20 protein-coding genes are annotated in these 20,274 nt (G+C 65.0%); 12 read left to right on the top strand and 8 right to left on the bottom strand.

The window, feature by feature from the left end; all coding sequences use genetic code 11:
- Positions 1-186: 186 nt before the first annotated feature.
- Positions 187-717: a GNAT family N-acetyltransferase gene (locus tag ABIB66_RS09365; protein ID WP_354209660.1), complete on the top strand. Its 531-nt coding sequence runs from the start codon at positions 187-189 to the stop codon at positions 715-717.
- 116 nt (positions 718-833) lie between these two features.
- On the opposite strand, the gene ABIB66_RS09360 is transcribed toward ABIB66_RS09365, so the two are convergent.
- From ABIB66_RS09360 to acnA, 3 genes are all read right to left on the bottom strand, one after another.
- Positions 834-1,202, bottom strand: coding sequence for a DUF2794 domain-containing protein (locus ABIB66_RS09360; protein ID WP_007598853.1), 369 nt, complete (start codon positions 1,200-1,202; stop codon positions 834-836).
- A 531-nt stretch (positions 1,203-1,733) separates the two neighbouring features.
- Entirely contained in the window at positions 1,734-2,510 is a 777-nt protein-coding gene (locus tag ABIB66_RS09355) for a DUF1223 domain-containing protein (RefSeq protein ID WP_354209661.1), read from the bottom strand.
- 233 nt (positions 2,511-2,743) lie between these two features.
- Positions 2,744-5,464 (bottom strand): aconitate hydratase AcnA, encoded by a 2,721-nt coding sequence (gene acnA, locus ABIB66_RS09350; protein WP_354209662.1) that lies wholly within the window; start codon positions 5,462-5,464, stop codon positions 2,744-2,746.
- Positions 5,465-5,707: 243 nt separating this feature from the next.
- On the opposite strand from acnA, the gene ccmA reads away from it, so the two are divergent.
- The 5 genes from ccmA to ABIB66_RS09325 all read left to right on the top strand — a co-directional run bounded on the left by ccmA (position 5,708) and on the right by ABIB66_RS09325 (position 8,854).
- A complete protein-coding gene (gene ccmA, locus ABIB66_RS09345; RefSeq protein WP_354209663.1) occupies positions 5,708-6,310 on the top strand; it encodes a heme ABC exporter ATP-binding protein CcmA in 603 nt (200 codons plus the stop codon).
- 232 nt (positions 6,311-6,542) lie between these two features.
- Positions 6,543-7,211 carry a heme exporter protein CcmB gene (gene ccmB, locus ABIB66_RS09340; protein ID WP_106945554.1) on the top strand — a complete coding sequence of 223 codons (669 nt, stop codon included), beginning with the start codon at positions 6,543-6,545 and terminating at the stop codon, positions 7,209-7,211.
- A gap of 91 nt (positions 7,212-7,302) precedes the next feature.
- Positions 7,303-8,091 carry a heme ABC transporter permease gene (locus ABIB66_RS09335; RefSeq protein ID WP_354254717.1) on the top strand — a complete coding sequence of 263 codons (789 nt, stop codon included), beginning with the start codon at positions 7,303-7,305 and terminating at the stop codon, positions 8,089-8,091.
- Positions 8,088-8,273 (top strand): heme exporter protein CcmD, encoded by a 186-nt coding sequence (ccmD, locus tag ABIB66_RS09330; RefSeq protein ID WP_354209665.1) that lies wholly within the window; start codon positions 8,088-8,090, stop codon positions 8,271-8,273. Before ABIB66_RS09335 ends, ccmD begins: the two co-directional genes overlap by 4 nt.
- On the top strand, positions 8,270-8,854 hold the full coding sequence (locus ABIB66_RS09325; RefSeq protein WP_354209666.1) for a DsbE family thiol:disulfide interchange protein: 585 nt from the start codon (positions 8,270-8,272) through the stop codon (positions 8,852-8,854). The genes ccmD and ABIB66_RS09325 overlap by 4 nt, the downstream gene beginning before the upstream one ends.
- Before the next feature lie 104 nt (positions 8,855-8,958).
- Here ABIB66_RS09325 and ABIB66_RS09320 read toward each other — a convergent pair whose 3' ends face one another.
- Both ABIB66_RS09320 and ftsY read right to left on the bottom strand, forming a co-directional pair.
- A complete protein-coding gene (locus ABIB66_RS09320; RefSeq protein ID WP_007598838.1) occupies positions 8,959-9,561 on the bottom strand; it encodes a septation protein A in 603 nt (200 codons plus the stop codon).
- 3 nt (positions 9,562-9,564) lie between these two features.
- A complete protein-coding gene (gene ftsY, locus ABIB66_RS09315; protein WP_247284929.1) occupies positions 9,565-10,512 on the bottom strand; it encodes a signal recognition particle-docking protein FtsY in 948 nt (315 codons plus the stop codon).
- A gap of 60 nt (positions 10,513-10,572) precedes the next feature.
- Between ftsY and ABIB66_RS09310 the strand changes: the two genes are divergently transcribed.
- Together ABIB66_RS09310 and ABIB66_RS09305 are read left to right on the top strand one after the other, a co-directional pair.
- Positions 10,573-11,274: an RluA family pseudouridine synthase gene (locus ABIB66_RS09310; RefSeq protein ID WP_275174219.1), complete on the top strand. Its 702-nt coding sequence runs from the start codon at positions 10,573-10,575 to the stop codon at positions 11,272-11,274.
- A gap of 219 nt (positions 11,275-11,493) precedes the next feature.
- On the top strand, positions 11,494-12,603 hold the full coding sequence (locus ABIB66_RS09305; protein ID WP_354209667.1) for a DUF2336 domain-containing protein: 1,110 nt from the start codon (positions 11,494-11,496) through the stop codon (positions 12,601-12,603).
- A gap of 134 nt (positions 12,604-12,737) precedes the next feature.
- On the opposite strand, the gene mtaB is transcribed toward ABIB66_RS09305, so the two are convergent.
- Both mtaB and dapF read right to left on the bottom strand, forming a co-directional pair.
- Positions 12,738-13,991, bottom strand: coding sequence for a tRNA (N(6)-L-threonylcarbamoyladenosine(37)-C(2))-methylthiotransferase MtaB (gene mtaB, locus ABIB66_RS09300; RefSeq protein WP_354209668.1), 1,254 nt, complete (start codon positions 13,989-13,991; stop codon positions 12,738-12,740).
- Positions 13,991-14,866, bottom strand: coding sequence for a diaminopimelate epimerase (gene dapF, locus ABIB66_RS09295; protein WP_354209669.1), 876 nt, complete (start codon positions 14,864-14,866; stop codon positions 13,991-13,993). Before dapF ends, mtaB begins: the two co-directional genes overlap by 1 nt.
- Before the next feature lie 221 nt (positions 14,867-15,087).
- On the opposite strand from dapF, the gene ABIB66_RS09290 reads away from it, so the two are divergent.
- Positions 15,088-15,879, top strand: coding sequence for a GyrI-like domain-containing protein (locus tag ABIB66_RS09290; RefSeq protein ID WP_354209670.1), 792 nt, complete (start codon positions 15,088-15,090; stop codon positions 15,877-15,879).
- Positions 15,880-15,884: 5 nt separating this feature from the next.
- Positions 15,885-16,601 (top strand): SIMPL domain-containing protein, encoded by a 717-nt coding sequence (locus tag ABIB66_RS09285; protein ID WP_354209671.1) that lies wholly within the window; start codon positions 15,885-15,887, stop codon positions 16,599-16,601.
- Positions 16,602-16,794: 193 nt separating this feature from the next.
- Here ABIB66_RS09285 and ABIB66_RS09280 read toward each other — a convergent pair whose 3' ends face one another.
- On the bottom strand, positions 16,795-17,859 hold the full coding sequence (locus ABIB66_RS09280) for an MBL fold metallo-hydrolase (protein WP_354209672.1): 1,065 nt from the start codon (positions 17,857-17,859) through the stop codon (positions 16,795-16,797).
- Between the two features lie 444 nt (positions 17,860-18,303).
- On the opposite strand from ABIB66_RS09280, the gene ffh reads away from it, so the two are divergent.
- Both ffh and rpsP read left to right on the top strand, forming a co-directional pair.
- Positions 18,304-19,851: a signal recognition particle protein gene (gene ffh, locus ABIB66_RS09275; RefSeq protein ID WP_354254716.1), complete on the top strand. Its 1,548-nt coding sequence runs from the start codon at positions 18,304-18,306 to the stop codon at positions 19,849-19,851.
- Between the two features lie 86 nt (positions 19,852-19,937).
- Positions 19,938-20,270: a 30S ribosomal protein S16 gene (rpsP, locus tag ABIB66_RS09270; RefSeq protein WP_007598827.1), complete on the top strand. Its 333-nt coding sequence runs from the start codon at positions 19,938-19,940 to the stop codon at positions 20,268-20,270.
- Positions 20,271-20,274 lie beyond the last annotated feature (4 nt).

Raw genomic sequence — 20,274 nt, 5'->3', positions numbered from 1 at the left:
AGGCCGGGGTTTTTGTTTGGCCGTGATGTTCCCTCAACCACCGTCATTGCGAGGAGCTCTTGCGACGAAGCAATCCAGAGTCCCTCCACGGACGCATTTCTGGATTGCTTCGCTTCGCTCGCAATGACGACGTGGGAAGGCCGTTCGCCTCTTCCAGCCGTCCCGGGAAGGCTCTAATCTTGGCCCATGTCCGCACCCGATATCAGGCCTACTCTTGAGGCCGACCTTCCCGCCATCACCGCCATCTACCAGCAGGCTGTCCGCGAGGGCACCGCGACGTTCGAGCTGGAGCCGCCCGACCTCGCCGAGATGACGCGCCGCTACCGCACGCTGATCGACGGCGGCTATCCCTATTTCGTCGCCATCCTCGACGGGCGCGTCGCCGGATACGCCTATGCCGGCGCCTACCGGCCGCGGCCGGCCTACCGCTTCACGGTCGAGAACTCGATCTATCTCGATCCAGCATTCCACCGCCGCGGCATCGGGGCGCTCCTGCTGGAGCGGCTGATCGTCGAATGCGAGGCGCGCGGCTTCCGCCAGATGATCGCCGTGATCGGCGATTCCGCCAATGCGGGTTCGGTCGGCGTGCACACCAGGGCCGGCTTCAAGATGATCGGCACGCATCCCAGCGTCGGGCTGAAATTCGGCCGCTGGCTCGACACGGTGATGATGCAGCGGGATCTTGGTGAGGGCGCCAAGAGCGTGCCGGAGAAGTAATCGTCGCCGTCATTCCGGGGCGATGCGCAGCATCGAACCCGGAATCCAGAAGTTGTCAGCGGCTCGAGATTCCGGGTTCGCGACTTCGTCGCGCCCCGGAATGACGACCAAGGTCGTCACACCACCGCCAGCTTGCGATCGATCACCAGGAGCACGCGCTCGAGCTCGTGGCCACGGCGCAGGATCAGACCCGTCGCCGAGATCACGCTGTACATGCCCTGCTTGCGCGCGAGGCGCGGATCCTTCTCGATACGATAGATCGGCACTTCCGAGGCGCGGCGAAAGACCGAGAACACGGCGCGATCCCTGAGGAAGTCGATGGCGTAGTCGCGCCACTCGCCGTCCGCGACCATCCGGCCGTAGAGATTGAGAATACGGTGCAGCTCGAGCCGGTTGAACGTCACGCGGCTCAGCTGCGCATTTGAAGCGGCGGGGCGCGCCGCCGCGCGCTGTTCGCTCGGATCGGCATCCTCCGACAGACTCATAGGCCGCCTCCTGTCGCATCAGCATGACCGCGTCCGCGAAGACCGTCCCCGGAACCGCGGATCATGACAGTTGCATGATCGCGCCAACTGTTCCCCACTGCAAGGCCCCTCGAATCAGAAGCAATCCGCCCACACGCCGCGGTGGAACTCTCTCGCGGCAAACCGTCACGGGATCGTTAGCAGGAATCATAGTGTCGCCGCTTTTCCGCCAAGCGACTGCCGCCCTGCATTGCGAAAAGAAGGATGTGCGTTGACCCGGTCCTTTCGGTTCCGGATTCCTCAGCCCCCAGCCCCCCGGGGCCGTCAGGATCGGGTCTGTTCGCATACAAGGAGGGCCAACGCGAGTTGGTCCTTTTTTGTTGGGTCGGGATGTTTCTCACTCGCTGTCATTCCGGGGCGCGCCTCTTGGCGCGAGCCCGGAATCCATTTCTCAGCTCGGATGGTGGATCGATGGATTCCGGGTTCGCGCTTCGCGCGCCCCGGAATGACGAGAGACAAGTTGTCTTGAGATGATCTTGAGCGCGCTGCGAATCAGTGCAGCGACGTGTACGCCGCGCCCAGCATCGGCCCCGGCTTTTCCCGGCTGCCGTCCTGGACATAGACCACGGCACCGTCGACGCCGTCGCGCGTGAGGTTCTCGATCGGGACCGTCCAGCTTTCCGGACGGCCGGTCCAGTCGCCGACCTTGAGCAGGTTGCGCACCACGTTGTGATAGATGACCTGCTGTCCGCGATTTTCGCCGCGGCTGATCGCGATCGGCACAGACTTCGCAATCGAGCAGATCCAGACCTCGCCGTGGGACGCCGTGGGCTCCTTGCTCGCGGCCACCGAGACGTTGATCTGCTTGCCCGCGAGCGACATCGTCACCGGCACGCTCATCACGCCCGTGCCCTTGTCGTTCCTGCCGATGGCGCTTTCGATGCCGGTGCGGTCGCTTCCGACGACATGCGTGGAGCCGTTGACCACGACCTGCGGCGTGTAGACTTCGCGGTCGCCGCGCATGCGCGAATAGGCACGCTGCCGTGCAGAGAAGCGCGAATCGGCCAATGTGTCCTTCCAGCCGAGATAGTCCCAATAATCGATCGGCATGCTCAGCGCGATGATCGAGGGATCGCGGGAGAGATCGCCGATGATCTTGTCGGCCGGCGGGCAGGAGGAGCAGCCCTGCGAGGTAAACAATTCGACAACGGCGCGGGGATCAGCCTCGGCAGGACGAATGACGGCGACGATCGCACAGAGACCAAGAGCTCCCGACCAGAGGGCGCCGGACCAGCGTGAAACCAGATGAGAAGCCGTCATTGTTGTCATGTCGAACGCCGCACACCATTGCTCGTGAGAGGGAAATCTTACCGCCGGATGGTCACCGTAGTCTTACGGGCCTCGCACATTCGTCCGCCAAAACACCGTCCAAAGCGTGAGCTTCTCCGCAGGGCGGGGCCCATCTGAAGCCTACCGCGAACGCACGAAGGCGGCCTGTGATAGGCCGCCTTCGTGTAACCTACTACTCACTTCGCAGTGAGCCACCGTTCACAAATCCGCGCTTACGCCGCGAGCTTGCGCAGCACGTAGTGCAGGATGCCGCCGTTGCGGTAATATTCGAGCTCGTCCAGCGTATCGATGCGGCAGAGCAGCGAAACCCGCTGCAGCGAACCGTCGCCGGAGACGATCTCCGCGGTCAGCTTCTGGCGCGGCTTGAGGTCGCCGACGAGGCCGCGCAGCGTGACCTTCTCGTCGCCCTTCAAACCGAGCGACGACCAGGAGGTGCCGTCCTCGAAGGTCAGCGGCAGCACGCCCATGCCAACCAGGTTGGAGCGGTGGATGCGCTCGAAGCTCTGGCAGATCACGGCGCGCACGCCGAGCAGACGCGTGCCCTTCGCGGCCCAGTCGCGCGAGGAGCCGTTGCCGTATTCGGCGCCGGCGAACACCACCAGCGGCACCTGCTCCTGCTGGTACTTCATCGCGGCGTCGTAGATCGACATCTGCTCGCCGTCGGGCCAGTGCTTGGTGAGGCCGCCTTCCGGAATATTGCCGTCGGCGCCCTTCAACATGAAGTTCTTGATGCGGATATTGGCGAAGGTGCCGCGCATCATGACTTCATGGTTGCCGCGCCGCGTGCCGTACTGGTTGAAGTCGGCCGGACGCACCTGGTGCTCGCTGAGATATTTGCCCGCGGGCGAGGTGAGCTTGATCGAACCGGCCGGCGAGATGTGGTCGGTCGTGATCTTGTCGCCGAACATGGCGAGAATACGTGCCTCGACGATGTCGGTGACCGGCTCCGGCTCCTTCTTCATGCCTTCGAAATAGGGCGGGTTCTGCACATAGGTCGAGCTCATGTTCCAGCGATAGGTCTCGCTCTCGACCGTCTTGATCTTGCGCCAGTTGGTGTCGCCCTTGAACACGTCGGCATATTTCTTCTTGAAGATCGCCGCGGTCACGAACTTCTTCATGAAGGCGTTGATCTCCTTGGTCGTCGGCCAGATGTCCTTCAGATAGACCGGCTTGCCGTCCTTGCCTTCACCGAGCGGTTCGACCGCGAGATTCTTGGTGACGCTGCCTGCGAGCGCGTGGGCGACCACGAGCGGCGGCGAGGCCAGATAGTTCGCCTGCACGTCCGGCGAGACGCGGCCTTCGAAGTTGCGGTTACCGGAGAGCACGGCAGCCGCGACGATGCCGTTGTCGTTGATCGACTTCGAGATCTCCTCGGGCAGCGGACCGGAATTACCGATGCAGGTGGTGCAGCCGAAGCCGACCAGGTTGAAGCCGACCTTGTCGAGATCGGCCTGCAGGCCGGAATCGGCGAGATAGGCCGCCACCACCTGGCTGCCCGGAGCGAGCGAGGTCTTCACCCACGGCTTTGCCTTGAGGCCCTTCGCCGCGGCGTTGCGCGCCAGCAGACCGGCACCGATCAGCACGCTCGGGTTCGAGGTGTTGGTGCAGGAGGTGATCGCGGCGATGACGACGTCGCCATGGCCGATGTCGAAGTTCTTGCCGTCCACGGCAAAGCGCTTCGCCGGCTCCTCGGCCTTCTTGTATTCGGTGGCGAGGGCGAGCGAGAAGCCTTCGGCCACGGACGGCAGCGCAATGCGGCCTTCGGGGCGCTTCGGGCCGGCCATCGACGGCACGACGTCACCGAGGTCGAGCGTCAGCGTCTCCGTGAACACCGGATCGGGCGACTTGGCGGTACGGAACAGCCCTTGCGCCTTCGCATAGGCCTGCACCAGCGCGACGCGCGCCGAGGCGCGGCCGGAGGTCTTGAGATAATCGAGCGCGGCGGCGTCGACCGGGAAGAAGCCGCAGGTCGCGCCGTATTCGGGAGCCATGTTGGCGATGGTCGCCTTGTCGGCGACCGAGAGATGGTCGAGCCCGGGGCCGAAGAACTCGACGAACTTGCCGACCACGCCGAGCTTGCGCAGCATCTGCGTCACCGTCAGCACGAGGTCGGTCGCGGTGACGCCTTCCTTCATCGCGCCCTTCAGCTTGAAGCCGACGACGTTGGGCAGCAGCATCGACAGCGGCTGGCCGAGCATGCAGGCTTCCGCCTCGATGCCGCCGACGCCCCAGCCGAGCACGGCGAGACCGTTGACCATGGTGGTGTGGGAATCGGTGCCGACCAGCGAGTCGGGATAGGCGACCTCGAAGGTGCCGGTCTTCTTGCCGACCGTCATCTTCTCCTTCTTGGTCCAGACCGTCTGGGAGAGATATTCGAGATTGACCTGGTGGCAGATGCCGGTGCCCGGCGGCACGACGGAGAAGTTCGAGAACGCCTTCTGGCCCCATTTCAGGAACTCGTAGCGCTCCTGGTTCTGCTTGTATTCCTCGGTGACGTTCTTGCCGAAGGCCTTGTTGTCACCGAAGAAGTTCACGATCACGGAGTGGTCGATGACGAGATCGACCGGCACCAGCGGATTGATCTTCTCGGCATCGCCGCCGAGCTTCTGCATCGCATTGCGCATCGCGGCGAGATCGACCACGGCGGGCACGCCGGTGAAGTCCTGCATCAGCACGCGCGCCGGGCGGAAGGCGATCTCATGCTCCAGCGACTTCTTGCGCAGCCACTTCGACACCGCGACGATGTCTTGCTTCTTGACCGAGCGGCCGTCCTCGTTGCGGAGCAGGTTCTCGAGCAAAACCTTCATCGAATAGGGGAGTTTCGAAATTCCCTTCAGACCATTCTTCTCGGCCGTGGGCAGGCTGTAATAGACATAGGTCTTGGCGCCGACCTTGAGGGTCTTTTTGCATTTGAAGCTGTCGAGCGAGGTCATGTAGGAAATCCCAATTGTCAGTTATACCCGGCAGGGTATTTTAACACCGTCAGCGTAGGCAGGCTGAGTCGCTTGCGGGGGGCAGGTTGAGTTGCTGCATCAAGTAGTTCCGGGCTTATAGAAGCTTTCTAACCGCGCCGCCACAGCCACAATCGCGCCGCGGCAATCCGCGAGCCAAAAATTCCCATGCGCTACCCCAAGATTTCCTGAGGCCTGGCTTTGAGCGGATCGATACGAGGCAAGATGCAGCTTTCCGGACGCGGGGTCATTTGCGTGCGGGGCGGGCGCGAGGTGTTTTCCGGGCTCGATTTCGAGGCCGGCTCCGGCGAAGCCGTGGCAGTCGTCGGCCGCAACGGATCGGGCAAGACGTCGCTGCTGCGGCTGATCGCGGGCCTGCTCATTCCGGCGGGCGGCACGATCGCGCTGGACGGAGGCGACGCCGAGCTGACTTTGCCAGAGCAATGCCACTATCTCGGCCATCGCGACGCCCTGAAGCCGGCCCTGAGCGTGGCGGAGAATCTGACATTCTGGGCCGATTTTCTCGGCGGCGAGCGTTTTGAGGCCGGCGAGAGCCTCGCCACCGTCGGGCTCGACCATGCCGCCGATTTGCCAGCGGCCTTCCTGTCCGCCGGCCAGCGCCGCCGGCTCTCGCTGGCCCGGCTATTGACCGTGCGCCGCCCGGTCTGGCTGTTGGACGAGCCGACCAACGCGCTGGATGTCGCCGGACAGGACATGTTTTCCGGATTGATGCGCGAGCACTTGGCGCGCGGCGGCCTGATCGTCGCTGCCACCCACGCCCCGCTCGGGATCGATTCGCGGGAGCTGCGGATCGGGGGGATGGCGTGATTCCGATGGACCATCAGTTTTCCAAGCGGCCGGGTGCCGCTCTCGCACCCGGGACGCAGTCGTCGCCGCGGGCTCCCTCGCCTCTCCCGCTTGCGGGAGAGGTCGGCGCGCAGCGCCGGGTGAGGGTTCTCTCCTCTGGGGGAATCTTCGTTATCGAGACACCCTCTCCCCAACCCTCCCCCGCAAGCGGGGGAGGGAGCGCACCGTGCCTGAGGCACAATGGGAGCCCCCCATGACCGCCCTGTCCGCCCTCATTCGCCGGGACATCCGGATCGCGCTCCGCGTCGGCGGCGGGGCGTTGATTGGCGTGCTGTTCTTCCTGACCGTGGTGGTGCTGATGCCGTTTGCGGTGGGGCCGGATCTGGCGCTGCTGTCGCGGCTCGGGCCGGCGATCCTGTGGCTGGGGGCGCTGCTGGCGAGCCTGCTGACCCTGGACCGGCTGTTCATGGCCGACCACGAGGACGGCTCGCTCGACCTGATCACAATGAGCCGGACCCCGCTGGAACTCGCCTGCGCGGCGAAAGCGCTGGCGCATTGGCTGGCGGCGGGCCTGCCGCTGATCGTCGCAACCCCAGTGCTCGGCCTCCTGCTCAACCTCGACATGGTCGCAACCGGCGCCGTGGCGCTGACGCTGCTCGCCGGCACCCCGGCGCTGACGTTTACCGGGATGATCGGTGCGGCGCTGGCGGTGACGCTGCATCGTGGCGGCCTGTTGATGGCGGTCCTGGTGCTGCCGCTGTCGATCCCGGTGCTGATTTTCGGCGTCGCGGCCTCGCAGGCGGCGATCGTCGGACCCATGACCTTCGGCGCGCCATTCTCGATCCTCTGCGCGCTGTCGCTGGTCAGCCTCGTGATCGGCCCCTTCGCGGCTGCGGCGAGCCTGAAGCATGGACTGGACTGAGATGGACTGGATTGACCTTGACCCCGATCAATTTTCGCTGCGGACTTTCGTGCTGATTGCGTGAGCGCTTACCTGTGATTATCAGGATACCATGACGCTGATCGACCTCGCCAATCCCACACGGTTCCTCGCGCTGACGGCGCGGCTGTTGCCATGGCTTGCGGCCGCGACAATCATCCTGCTCGCGATCGGGCTCTATCAGTCCGCCACCGCGCCCGACGACTATCAGCAGGGCGCGACGGTGAAGATCATGTTCATCCACGTACCCAATGCATGGCTGTCGATGTTCGTGTGGGGCGTGATGAGCATCGCCTCGCTGGGCACGCTGGTGTGGCGGCATCCGCTCGCCGACGTCGCCGCCAAAGCCGCAGCGCCGATCGGCGCCGCGTTCACCTTCCTTGCGCTGCTGACGGGCTCGCTGTGGGGCCGGCCGATGTGGGGCACCTATTGGGAATGGGACGCACGGCTGACCTCGGTGCTGATCCTGTTCCTGATGTATGTCGGCCTGATGGCGCTGTGGCGCGCGGTCGACGAGCCCTCGCGCGCGGCGCGCGCCGCCGCCGTGCTGACCCTGGTCGGCGCGATCAACCTGCCCATCATCAAGTTCTCGGTCGATTGGTGGAACACGCTGCACCAGCCGGCCTCGGTGATGCGGATGGGCGGCTCGTCGCTCGACAGATCGTTCCTGATTCCGCTGCTGGTGATGGCGGTCGGATTCACCCTGCTGTTCGTCACGCTGCATATCGCGGCGATGCGCAACGAAATTTTGCGCCGGCGCGTGCGATCTCTGCAGATGATGCAGGCGAGCCGTGTGGCGTTTTCAGAAGCCGGTATCAGTTCGCGTGAAGACAGCACGTCAAAAGAAGTTGGGGCTGCATGATCATGTCGCTCGGCCCCTACGCGTCTTTCATCGTGACATCCTATGCCGCGGCCGCGCTCGTGGTCGTGATCCTGATCGGCTGGATCGTGCTCGATTATCGCAGCCAGACACAGCGCCTGCGCGAGCTCGAGCGCAGCGGCGTGACCCGCCGCTCCGGCCGTAGCGCGACGGACACACCATGAGCGATCAATCGACCTCAGCTCCGCCGCAGCGCCGCACCTTCCTGATGGTGCTGCCGCTGATCGCCTTCATCGGCCTGGCGCTGCTGTTCTGGTTCCGGCTCGGCAGCGGCGATCCCTCGCGAATTCCTTCCGCGCTGATCGGACGCCCCGCGCCGCAAACCATGCTGCCGCCGCTCGAGGGATTGCAGGCCGACAACGCGCAGATCCCCGGCCTCGATCCCGCTGCGTTCAAGGGCAAGGTCAGCCTCGTCAATGTCTGGGCGTCCTGGTGCGTGCCATGCCACGACGAGGCGCCGCTCCTGACCGAATTGGCAAAAGACAAGCGCTTCCAGCTCGTCGGCATCAACTACAAGGATGCCGCCGACAATGCGCGGCGCTTCCTGGGGCGCTACGGCAACCCGTTCGGCCGCGTCGGCGTCGATGCCAACGGCCGCGCCTCGATCGAATGGGGCGTCTATGGCGTGCCGGAGACTTTCGTCGTTGGCCGCGAAGGCACCATCGTCTACAAGCTGGTGGGACCGATCACGCCGGACAATTTGCGGACGGTGTTGTTGCCGCAGATGGAGAAGGCGTTGAAATAGCCACCGTCATTGCGAGGAGCCCTTGCGACGAAGCAATCCAGCATCCCTCCGCGGAGACATTCTGGATTGCTTCGCTTCGCTCGCAATGACGAGTTGAGAGAGCGTTACCCCTTCCGCACGTCGCCCGCCTCGGCCTCGCTCGCTTCCAGCGACGCCGGCTCGAGGTGATAACGCTTGGTCAGCGGCATCTGGGCGATGGCGAAGATCATGGTGATCGGCGTGACGCCGAACACCTTGAAGTTGACCCAGAAGTCCGTGCTCTGGGTGCGCCAGACGATCTCGTTCAACACCGCCATGCCGGCGAAGAACAGCGCCCAGCGCAGCGTCAGGATGCGCCAGCCCTGCGGCGTCAGATTGAACATCTGGTCGAACATGACCGCGATGAAGGAGCGGCCGAACAACAGGCCGCCGCCGAGGATCGCGGCGAACAAAGCGTAGATGATGGTCGGCTTGAGCTTGATGAAGGTCTCGTCGTGCAGCACCAAGGTCAGCGTGCCGAACACCAGCACGATGACGCCTGTCACGATCGCCATGATCGGAATGTGGCGCGTCACCACATAGGAGGCGATCATCGCCGCGACGATCGCGACCATGAAGGCGCCGGTCGCGGCGAACAGGTTGAACTTGGCATTGACGAAGAAGAACACGAGCAGCGGCCCGAGCTCGGTCGCAAGCTTGAACAGCGGGTGCGGCTGGGTCTTGTCCATTCTTCAGCTTTCGATTCCGGCGATGGCGCGGGCGAAATCACGCGCAGTGAACGGCGCGAGATCGTCGACGCCTTCGCCGACGCCGATGAAATGCACCGGCAATTTGAATTTTTCGGCAAGCGCCACCAGGATGCCGCCGCGTGCAGTGCCGTCGAGCTTCGTCATCACGAGACCGGTGACCCCGGCGGTGCGATGGAACGCCTCGACCTGCGACAGCGCGTTCTGGCCGACGGTGGCGTCCAGCACGAGCAGCACCGCATGCGGCGCTGTCGCGTCCACCTTGCGGATCACGCGCACGACCTTTTCGAGCTCGTTCATCAGCTCGGCCTTGTTCTGAAGCCGCCCGGCGGTGTCGATCAGGAGCACGTCGATGGCCTGCTCCTTCGCCGCCGTCAGCGCGTTGAAGGCGAGGCTCGCTGAATCCGAGCCCTGCGCGCCTGATATGACGGGGGTCCTGGTGCGCTCGCCCCAGACCTTGAGCTGCTCGATCGCTGCGGCGCGAAACGTGTCGCCGGCCGCCAGCATCACCTTGCGGCCTTCGGACGCGAATTTTTGCGAGAGTTTCCCGATGGTGGTGGTCTTGCCGGAGCCGTTGACGCCGACCACGAGGATGACGAACGGCTTCTTGCCGGCGTCGATCTCGAGCGGCTTCGCCACCGCCGCCAGCACCTTCTCGACCTCGGTCGCGACGACGTCCTTGACCTCGTCCGCCGAGATCGCCTTGTCGTAGCGCCCGGTGCCGACGGCGTCCGCGATCCGCACCGCGACCGAGGTGCCGAGGTCGGCGCGCAGCAGCACGTCCTCGATGTCGTCGAGCATGGCGCGGTCGAGCTTGCGCTTGGTGACGAGGTCGGCAACCGCGGTCCCGAGCGAGGACGAGGTGCGCTTCAGCCCGTCGGACAGGCGGCGCCACCAGCTCAGCTTGGGGGTCTCGGGGGTGGTATCGTTCATGATGGCGGTGTGTTAGCCGTTCCGGCTCCCAAACGAAAGTCTTGACCGAAAGTCCTGCAATTGCTCGATGTTCCCGAATTGACCGCCGACGAAATCCTGGCGCGCGTGCTCCATCGCGACGGATTGATGCTGGTCATCGACAAGCCGGCCGGGCTGCCGGTGCATCGCGGACCCAAGGGCGGCGCCAATCTGGAAACCTCCTTCGACGCGCTCCGTTTCGGCCTGCCGCGGCCGCCGGTGCTGGCCCACCGGCTGGACAAGGACACCTCCGGTTGCCTCGTGCTCGGCCGCCATCGCAAGGCGACGGCCTCGCTCGGCCTGCTGTTCAAGCATGGCAAGATCGGCAAGACCTACTGGACCATCGTCGAGGGCGGCCCCACCGAGGACGAAGGCACCATCGACATGCCGCTCGGGCGGCTGAACGCCGAGCGCGGCTGGTGGCAGAAGCCCGATCCCGAGGGCCAGAAGGCCATCACCAACTGGAAGGTGATGGGCCGGGGCCATGGCCTGACCTGGCTCGCCATGGAACCGGTGACCGGGCGGACCCATCAATTGCGGGTGCATTCGTCCGCGACCGGCTGGCCGATCTTTGGCGATAACATTTACGGCAACGGCCCGCGCTTCGGCGAGCCGAAGCTGCACCTGCATTCCCGCGAGATCGTGGTGCCGATCTCCCGCAACAAGGAGCCGGTCCGCGTGGTGGCGCCGGCGCCGCCCCACATGCACGAGCGGCTCCGCGCCTGCGGGTGGAATGGAGAATAATCCTGTCAGTCCCTCATGGTGAGGAGGCCGCGTAGCGGCCGTCTCGAACCATGCAGGGCCGCATCTCGCTTGCGGCCATTCTTCGAGACGCCCGCTTTGCGGGCTCCTCAGGATGAGGGTCATCGCTCGATGGTTTACGAAACGTTCAGTGCTCGTCGCTAATGATAATTGTTGCTTAGAACAAGCTTCCGTCAATCTGCTCAGGACGAGCTGCGCGTCATGTCCACGGCCGAATTATCGATCATCGACGAGGTCGAGTCCGCGCTTCGGACAGGCTCCGCGGAAAAGGGCCTGGCAACCGCCCGCCGCGTCACCGACCTGTTCCTGTCCTCCGCCGGCAGTTTCGACGACGAGCAGATCGCACTGTTCGACGACGTGCTCGATCGCCTGATCGGCACCATCGAGCTCCGGGCCATCGCCGACCTGGGGGCGCGCGTAGCGCTCGCCGAGATCAGCGCGCAGCTCGCGCCGATCGCGCAGGCGCCGCCCTCGGTCATCCGCCGCCTCGCCAACAATGACGAGATCCGCATCGCCGGTCCCGTGCTGCAGGAATCCGCGCGCCTCGACGACGGCGCGCTGGTGCAGATCGCCTCGAGCAAGGGCGAGCCGCATCTGCTCGCGGTCGCAGGACGCTGGTGGCTGAAGGAGATCGTCACCGATGCATTGCTGGCGCGACGTTATCCCAGCGTCAGCCGGCGGCTCGCCGCCAATCCCGGCGCGCGCGTGTCCGGAAACGGATTTGCCGTCATCGTGGGACAGGCCGAGGCCGACCCCGAGCTCGCGGTCAGCGTCGGCGTCCGCGTCGATCTGCCGTCAGACCTGCGCCGTCAATTGCTGCGCTCGGCGAGCGATGCCGTGCGGACCCGCCTGTTGTCGCGCGCGCCGCCGCATCTGTTCGAGGAGATCCAGACCGCGATCGCCGCCGTCACCGTCGGTGTGGAGCGCGAGATGTCGGGCGTCCGCGATTTCGAAGGTGCCAAGCGCGCCGTCGCAGGCCTCAAGGCGACCGGCCAGCTCAGCGAGGCGACGTTGCTCGGCTTCGCCACGCAGCGGCGCTATGAAGAAGCGGTTGCCGCATTGGCCGCCTTGTCGGGATCGACCGTCGAAGTGATCCGCCCGCTGATGCAAAGCCTGCGCGAGGACGGCCTGCTGGTGCCGTGCAAGGCGGCGCAGCTCAGCTGGGAGACCACCGCCGCCGTGCTTCAGAGCCGCTTTGCGACCGGCGCGATGAAGCCGGCCGATATCGCAAGGGCTCAAAGCCATTACGCGCGCATGACCCCGGAGAATGCGCGGCGGACGCTGCGGTTCTGGCAGGTGCGGGCGTTGTAGGCGCTTGCTGCGCACCACACGCACCGGTGTCATCACCCGCGAAAGCGGGTGATCCAGTATTCCAGAGACGTTAGTGGGACACGGAGTAGCCGCGGCGTACTGGGTCGCCCGGTCAAGCCGGGCGACGACACTGGTTATGTGGTGAGACGCTCGCCATCATTGCCGACGATCCTGACCGGCACCACACTCCCCATACGCTCGCCCGCAATCGCCACCGGCAGATAATGCTCCGTCCGCCCCTGCTCCTCGCTCTCGATCAGCACCTCACGCGTGGCGCCGATGTCGGCTTGCAGCCGCCGCAGAAGCGCAGCCTCACCGGCCGCACGTAGCCGTTTCGCCCGCTCCTTGATCGCAACGCCCGCGACCTGCGGCATCCGCGCGGCCGGCGTGCCGGGGCGTGGCGAATAGGGGAAGACGTGGAGGAACGTCAGGCCGCATTCCCCGACCAGATCGAGCGAACGCGAGAACATCTCCTCGGTCTCGGTCGGAAAGCCCGCAATGATGTCGGCCCCCAGCGCGATATCCGGGCGCAGGCGACGGACCTGGTCGCAGAACGCGATTGCGTCGCCACGCGTATGCCGCCGCTTCATGCGCTTCAAGATCATGTCGTCGCCGGACTGCAGCGACAGGTGCAGATGCGGCATCAACCGCGAATCCTCGGCGATGGCATCCAAGAGATCGCTGTCTGCCTCGATCGAATCGATCGATGAGATGCGCAGGCGCTTCAACTCCGGCACATGCCGCAAGATCTGCTTCGTCAGCATGCCAAGCTTGGGCGCGCCCGGCAGGTCCGAGCCGTAACTGGTGAGGTCGACGCCGGTCAGCACGATCTCGGCATGGCCGCGCTCGACCAATTCCCGCACCTGATCGACCACCGCGCCCATCGGTACCGAGCGCGAATTGCCGCGCCCGAACGGAATGATGCAAAAGGTGCAGCGATGGTCGCAGCCGTTCTGCACCTGCACGAACACCCGCGGCAGGCCGCTCGCAAAGCCGGCGATGAGATGCGGCGCCATCTCCTTCACCGCCATGATGTCGCTGACGGCGATTTTTTCGCTGGCACCGAGATCGAACGCCGCACGCGCCTCGCGCCATGCGGACGACCGCATCTTGTCGTCATTGCCGACGACGCGATCGACTTCGGCCATGTCGCCAAACATGCCGCTTTGCGTCTGCGCCGCGCAACCGGTGACGACGATGCGCGCTCCCGGCCGCTCGCGCTTCAATTTGCGGATCGACTGGCGCGCCTGCGCCACCGCTTCGTTGGTGACGGCGCAGCTGTTGATGACGATGGTATCTGAAAGGCCCGCGCCCTCGGCCTCGCGGCGGATCACCTCGGCCTCGAAGGCATTGAGGCGGCAGCCGAAGGTGACGACGTCGACGGTCATTAGCCGACCGGCGCGAACAGCGCCGGATCGAAACTGCCTTCATATTCGAAGGTTGCCGTGCCCGTCATCAGCACGTGATCGTCGCGCTCGCGCCATTCGATCCCGAGCTTGCCGCCAGGCAGCGTGATCTCGACATTGCGCTCGGCGCGCTTCAGCCGCGCGGCCGCAACCGCCGTGGCACATGCGGCCGAGCCGCAGGCCCTGGTCAGGCCGGCGCCGCGCTCCCAAGTGCGGATCGTGATGTGCTGGGGATCGACGATATGGGCGAGCGTGATGTTGGCGCGCTCCGGGAAGATCGGGTGATTTTCCAGCAGCGGACCGAAACGCTCGAGGTCGTAGGCATTGACGTCGTCGACCCAGAAGATCGCATGCGGATTGCCCATGCTGACCACCGAGGGCGAATGCAGGATCGGATTGTCGATCGGGCCGATCTGCAATTCGATGTAGCGGGTGTCGCGGAATTCCTGGTCGAGCGGAATGTCTTGCCAGGCGAATTTTGGCGCGCCCATGTCCACCGTATAAAGATCCGGCGCCGGACCCTGCCAGGCATTGAGCAGGCCCGCGGCCGTCTCGAACGTCGCATTGGTCTGGCCGGTCTTCTCGAAGATGCGGCGCACGACGCAGCGCATGCCGTTGCCGCAGGCGCCTGCCTCGGAGCCGTCACTGTTGTAGATGCTGATGAACGCTTCGGTGCCGTCGAAGCGCGGCTTCTGCAGCACCATGAGCTGGTCGTAGGGCACGCCGCCTCGCGCCGATGCCACCGCACGGGCATCGTCCGGGGTGACCTTTGAGGTGGAATCGCGCATGTCGACAACGACGATTTCGTTGCCGATGCCGTTCATCTTGGCAAATGCGTGGTTGGCCAGCGCGCTCATGAAAATTCCCGAATTTCGCCTGCCTTATATGGCGATCCTTGGCCCTCTTGGCCAGTGATTTGCCGACAAGAGCCAGGACGCTGCCATGACGCATCTGTCATGGGACGAATTCGGCGCTCGCGTGTTAGAACGGCGAAATTCGCGCGATCCGGGACATGCGGCCGGGGTTGAGGCTTCGGGGACGTAAGGCCTTGGCGGATAAGCTATTGGGGAGAATAAAAATGTTCAGGTTTCGTCGTCTCGCTTTGGCCGCGCTGATCCCGGCAGCGGCCTTGTCGTTTACTCTGTCCGCCACGCTGGCCCAAACGCCGAGCCCGGCGCCGGCCGCATCGGCGAGCCCCTCGCCGGCCCCGTCTGCTTCGCCCGCCCCCGCGGCAAGTGCCTCACCCGCACCCGTGGCTACGCCCTCGCCGGCGGCAAGCGCCTCACCAAGCCCCGCAACGTCCCCTGCCACGTCCCCTGCAACCTCGCCATCGCCCGCTGCCAGTGCCTCACCCAGCCCCGCCGCCCCGCCGCCCGCTGCGGCCGCGACGCCGGCTCCCGTGCAGAGCGCCGATCCCTTCGGCCAGGAGACCACGCTCGAGCCCAAGAAGGTCGTGATGGTCAAGGGCACTGCCAATTGGGACTCGGCCTTCGACACGCTGATCGACGCCTTCAAGGCGCTGAACACGCTTCTGGACAAGCAGGGCATCAAGCCCGCCGGCAATGCGATGATCGTCTACACCTCGACCGACGATACCGGCTTCACCTTCCTTGCCGAGATCCCGGTCGAGCAGGACCCGAAGAACCTGCCCAAGGACATGAGCGTCGGTAAATCGCCCGAGGGCAAGGCGCTGAAATTCGTCCATCGCGGCTCCTACGACAACATGGACAACACCTACGAGGCGATCACCAATCACCTCGACGACAAGAAGCTGGAAGCCAAGGACACCTTCATCGAGGAATACCTCACCGATCCTCTGAAGACGGCCGAGGACAAGCTCGTGATCAATGTTTTCGTGCCGCTGAAGTGAGACCCATGAACAAGCCTGCCATCCTTTTGACCTCCCTCGTTACGTCCTTTGCCGCCGCGCTGCTGGCAACGCCTGCGCTCGCCGACGATTTTCCGTCGGCGATTTCGGTGAGCGGCGAAGCCACGGTCTCCGCCGCGCCTGATCTCGCGCAGATCGACGCCGGCGTCGCCAACGACGCCAAGTCTGCGAAGGAAGCTTCCGACGCCAACAACGCCGCCATGGGCAAGGTGCTGCTGGCGCTGAAGGGCGCAGGCATTGACGAGAAGGATTACCAGACCTCGCGGCTGTCGCTGCAGCCGCAATACGGCCAGAACAAATCCACCGGCGCCTCGCCGGTGGTCGGCTTCCGCGCCTCTAACCGCGTCACCGTAAAGATCCGCGACGTGACCAAGGTCGCTGCCATCATCGACACGCTGGTCGGCGCCGGCGCCAACGACATCGGCAACATCTCCTTCGAGGTGACGCAGGCCTCGAAACTGCTCGACGATGCCCGCGAGAAGGCTGTCGCAGACGCCCGCCGCAAAGCGGAGATCTACGCCAAGGCCACCGGCGTCACGCTCGGCGCGCCGCTCAGCGTGTCCGAAGGCGGCGCCCCGATGCCGCTGTTCAAGGGACGCATGGCCGCAGCTCCCATGGCCGCACCGCAGGCCGCGGTCGCGCCGGGCGAAGAGACGCTGGCAGTGACGGTGAATCTGAGCTGGGCGATCAAGGCGGGGCCCTAGGCCGTACGAGGCACACTGCCGGCCACCACAACGGTGTCGTCCCGGCGCAGGCCGGGACCCATAACCACAGGGAGTGGTTGTGACGCGACACAGGTAACTCAGAATCTTCGCCAAACTTCTCCCTGCGGCTATGGGTCCCGGATCTGCGCTCCGCTTGTCCGGGACGACAGCGGAGATAAATCGCACGGAGGCGTCAGATCTCCACCACCTGCCCCGGCTTCATTGCCACGAACCGCTCCTGCGGAACCTTCGCGGCATCGAGCGCCTCGACCAGCGCCTTCGCCGGCGCATCGATCGCTTCATCGGTCAGCTGAAACGTGCCGTGGTGATGCCCGAGCGCTTCCTGCGCGCCGCAATCCGCCAGCGCCTTCACCGCATCTTCCGGGTTCATGTGCTGATCGCGCATGAACCAGCGCGGCTCGTAGGCGCCGATCGGGAGGATCGCCAGACGCAACGGCCCATGCTTCTCGGCGACGCGGCGGAAATGCCCGCCATCGCCATAGCCGGAATCGCAGACGACGTAGATTTTCCCCGCAGGCGTCTCCAGCACGAAACTCGCCCATAGCGCCTTGTTGCGATCGAACATCCCGCGCGCCGACCAGTGCCGGGTCGGCACCAGCGTCACGGCGATGCCGCCGCCGAGCTCGACGCGATCGTGCCAGTCGAACGCGTCCACCTTGATCGTCGCATCGGTACTGCGCATCGTGACGTCATTGCCGAGCGGGGTCACCACACGCGGGGCAAAATTCTTGGCGAGCCGCGACAACGTCGCCGTGTCGAGATGATCGTAATGGCCGTGCGAGACCAGCACGATATCGATCTTCGGCAAATGATCGAAGGCAATGCCGGGATCGTTGTGCCGCTTCGGCCCGGCAAAGCTGACGGGTGAGACCCGCGTCGACCAGACGGGATCGACGAGGATGTTGAGGCCGCCGGTCTGGATCAGCCAGCTGGCGTGGCCGACGAAGGACAGCCGCACCTTGTCGCCATCAACGCGGTCCGGCGGGGTGTCGGCATGAGGGCTCGGCGCCCAGTCCGGCCAGGTCGCGCGCTGCCGCTTGCCGCCGAATTGCCAGCGCAGGACCTCACGAAGCGATTTCGGCGGCGCGCCGTCCGGATCGAAGAAGTTCAGGCCGTCGAAATGGTCGGAGACCGGGCCGTCATAGGTTTTCATGCGGGACATCCAAAGGGAGGGTACGCCGACCAATGCGCTGGCACCGACGAGCAGTCCGAAAAGGCGGCGGCGGGTGATCGGCACGGATCTGGCTTCAGGGATGGTCGAAGGGGCAGGACATCAGCGCTATATGGGCGGGGCCTGCGGAAAAGGAACCCGCCGCCGGAAAGTTCATCTTTTCAAGGCTTTGCCTTCCAAAGCGGCCCCGGCCACCCTAACTTTCCTTGACTTTCGGGCGGGAGCGGCGTTTAACCCGGCCACTTTCTCGGAAAGGCTTTCTTTTCGACCCGCCCACTGGCCCCGGAGGCCAGAGGCCAACGCCCGACAGCGCTGTGCGCCCTCGGGCGTAAAGGTGTTTGGAAGATCGCTTCGCGAAGGTGTCATCCCGCGAAGGCGGGGGATCCAGTATTCCAGAGGCAGCTCGGCTTGAGCCGACGCGCCGCGGCGTACTGGATGCCCCCGGTCAAGCCGGCGCATGACGACGGTGAATACGGCAACCCTGCGTAGGCAGGACAAGGGACAACGGCATTGTTCGACAATCTGTCGGAACGGCTTGGCGGCATTCTCGATCGTCTGACGGGGCGCGGTGCGCTGACCGAAAAGGACGTCGACGCCGCGATGCGCGAGGTGCGCCGCGCGCTGCTGGAAGCCGACGTCGCGCTCGAAGTAGTGCGCAGCTTCACCGAGCGGGTCCGCGAGCAGGCGATCGGCGCTACCGTCGTCAAGTCGGTGACGCCAGGCCAGATGGTGGTCAAGATCGTCCATGACGAGCTGATCAACACGCTCGGCGCCGAAAGCCAGACCATCGATATCAATTCCGTGCCGCCGGTGCCGATCATGATGGTCGGCCTGCAAGGCTCCGGCAAAACCACCACCACCGCCAAGCTCGCCCGTCGCATGGTCCAGCGCGACAAGCGCAAGGTGCTGATGGCCTCGCTGGACATCTACCGTCCCGCGGCGATGGAGCAGCTGGCCGTCCTGGGCCGCGATCTCGACATTCCGACGCTGCCGATCGTCGCAGGCCAGCAGCCGGCGCAGATCGCGAAGCGCGCGCTGGAGGCCGGCAAGCTCGGCGGCTACGACGTCGTGCTGCTCGACACCGCCGGCCGCACCACGCTCGACGAAGAGATGATGGCCGAAGCAGCGGCGATCAAAGCCGCCGCCAATCCGCATGAAGTGCTGCTGGTGGCAGACAGCCTCACCGGCCAGGACGCCGTCAATCTCGCCCGCGCCTTCGACGAGCGCGTCGGCCTCACCGGCATCGTGCTGACCCGCGTCGACGGCGACGGCCGCGGCGGCGCCGCGCTGTCGATGCGTGCAGTGACAGGCAAGCCGATCAAGCTGCTCGGCACCGGTGAAAAGACCGATGCGCTGGAGGATTTCCATCCCGACCGTATCGCCGGCCGCATCCTGGGCATGGGCGATGTGGTGTCGCTGGTCGAACGCGCTGCCGCCAACATCGATGCCGAAAAGGCCGCACGCACCGCCGAGCGGATGCGCAAGGGTCAGTTCGACCTCAACGACATGCGCGAGCAGCTGTCGCAGATGGCCAATATGGGCGGCATCAGCGGCCTGATGGGCATGATGCCCGGCATCGCCAAGATGAAGAACCAGATCGCGGCCGCCGGCATCGATGACAAGATCTTGAAGCACCAGGTCGCGGTGATCGATTCCATGACGCGCGACGAGCGCCGTCATCCCGATCTGCTCAAGGCCAGCCGCAAGAAGCGCATCGCCGCAGGTTCCGGCCAGAGCGTCGAGCAGGTCAACAAGCTGCTGAAGATGCACCGGAACATGGCCGATATGATGAAGGCCATGGGCTCCGGCAAGCGCGGTCCGCTCGCGGGCATTGCGCAGGCGATGGGCTTTGGCGGCGGCATGAAGCCGCCTTCGCCGGAAGAGATGAAGGCGCTGCAGGAGAAGATGCAGGGCGGCGGCGGACAAGGTCTGCCCAGCCTGCCGAAGGATTTGCCGCCCGGGCTGCGCCAGGGTCTGCCGAATGTTCCGGGCCTGACCGGGCTGAGCGGCAAGCCGATGCTGCCGGGTCTCGGCGGTTTTCCGGGCAAGAAGAAATGAGGAATTCGTCGCGGGAGATCGCAACGGTCTCGCGCAACGCGGAATACCAATCAACCGAACAAAACGTACTTTGAAGGAGAACTTAGATGTCCGTCGTTATCCGTCTCGCCCGTGCAGGCACCAAGAAGCGCCCCGTCTATCACGTCGTCGTCGCCGATTCGCGCTTTCCCCGCGATGGCCGCTTCATCGAGCGTCTCGGTTATTTCAACCCGCTGCTGCCGAAGGATAACGAGACCCGTCTGAAGCTCGACATGGACAAGGTGAAGGCCTGGCTCGCCAAGGGCGCGCAGCCGTCCGACCGCGTGTCCCGCTTCCTCGACGCAGCCGGCGTCAAGAAGCGCGAAGTGCGCAACAATCCGGAGAAGGCCGTGCCGCGCAAGGAGCGCAAGGCGCAGGCCGAAGCCGCCGCGAAGGGTTAAGGCC

Source organism: Bradyrhizobium sp. F1.13.3, from assembly GCF_040548265.1.
Taxonomy (GTDB): Bacteria; Pseudomonadota; Alphaproteobacteria; order Rhizobiales; family Xanthobacteraceae; genus Bradyrhizobium.
The sequence above is the reverse complement of the archived record's forward strand: the minus strand, read 5'-3'. Positions and strand labels throughout refer to the sequence as shown.

Coding starts and splice junctions, on each gene's coding strand:
- ccmD (WP_354209665.1), top strand. CDS start 8,088: ATGATCATGTCGCTCGGCCCCTACGCGTCTTTCATCGTGACATCCTAT.
- ftsY (WP_247284929.1), bottom strand. CDS start 10,512: ATGAACGATACCACCCCCGAGACCCCCAAGCTGAGCTGGTGGCGCCGC.
- ccmB (WP_106945554.1), top strand. CDS start 6,543: ATGACCGCCCTGTCCGCCCTCATTCGCCGGGACATCCGGATCGCGCTC.
- ABIB66_RS09360 (WP_007598853.1), bottom strand. CDS start 1,202: ATGAGTCTGTCGGAGGATGCCGATCCGAGCGAACAGCGCGCGGCGGCG.
- ABIB66_RS09320 (WP_007598838.1), bottom strand. CDS start 9,561: ATGGACAAGACCCAGCCGCACCCGCTGTTCAAGCTTGCGACCGAGCTC.
- rpsP (WP_007598827.1), top strand. CDS start 19,938: ATGTCCGTCGTTATCCGTCTCGCCCGTGCAGGCACCAAGAAGCGCCCC.
- mtaB (WP_354209668.1), bottom strand. CDS start 13,991: ATGACCGTCGACGTCGTCACCTTCGGCTGCCGCCTCAATGCCTTCGAG.
- ABIB66_RS09290 (WP_354209670.1), top strand. CDS start 15,088: ATGTTCAGGTTTCGTCGTCTCGCTTTGGCCGCGCTGATCCCGGCAGCG.
- ccmA (WP_354209663.1), top strand. CDS start 5,708: ATGCAGCTTTCCGGACGCGGGGTCATTTGCGTGCGGGGCGGGCGCGAG.
- ABIB66_RS09305 (WP_354209667.1), top strand. CDS start 11,494: ATGTCCACGGCCGAATTATCGATCATCGACGAGGTCGAGTCCGCGCTT.
- ABIB66_RS09355 (WP_354209661.1), bottom strand. CDS start 2,510: ATGACAACAATGACGGCTTCTCATCTGGTTTCACGCTGGTCCGGCGCC.
- ABIB66_RS09325 (WP_354209666.1), top strand. CDS start 8,270: ATGAGCGATCAATCGACCTCAGCTCCGCCGCAGCGCCGCACCTTCCTG.
- ABIB66_RS09335 (WP_354254717.1), top strand. CDS start 7,303: ATGACGCTGATCGACCTCGCCAATCCCACACGGTTCCTCGCGCTGACG.
- ABIB66_RS09365 (WP_354209660.1), top strand. CDS start 187: ATGTCCGCACCCGATATCAGGCCTACTCTTGAGGCCGACCTTCCCGCC.
- dapF (WP_354209669.1), bottom strand. CDS start 14,866: ATGAGCGCGCTGGCCAACCACGCATTTGCCAAGATGAACGGCATCGGC.
- acnA (WP_354209662.1), bottom strand. CDS start 5,464: ATGACCTCGCTCGACAGCTTCAAATGCAAAAAGACCCTCAAGGTCGGC.
- ABIB66_RS09285 (WP_354209671.1), top strand. CDS start 15,885: ATGAACAAGCCTGCCATCCTTTTGACCTCCCTCGTTACGTCCTTTGCC.